The 237-nt window shown below is 66.2% G+C and carries 1 protein-coding gene; it reads left to right on the plus strand.

Translation table 11 applies throughout. The annotated features are described in order from the left end of the window. A partial coding sequence (locus CVH10_RS24335; protein ID WP_369336027.1) for a pseudouridine synthase occupies nucleotides 1-237 on the plus strand: 237 nt, incomplete at both ends.

Here is a 237-nt window from a genome sequence, read left to right on the forward strand (position 1 = left end):
GACCTGCTCACACAAGGAAGAGGGGGCGCTGGTCTATGACATCCTGCCGGGACGTTGGCGGGCGCGCGATCCCGCCATCTCGACCATCGGACGGCTGGACAAGCAGACGACGGGCCTGCTTCTGCTGACTGACGACGGCGACCTCCTGCACCGGGTGATCAGTCCCAAACGCCATGTGGCCAAGGTTTACCGGGCGGGTCTGGCGCGGCCGTTGACCGGAACGGAAGGCGCGCTGTT

This window comes from Halomonas sp. ND22Bw (assembly GCF_003011945.1).
Taxonomy (GTDB): Bacteria; Pseudomonadota; Gammaproteobacteria; order Pseudomonadales; family Halomonadaceae; genus Halomonas; species Halomonas halophila.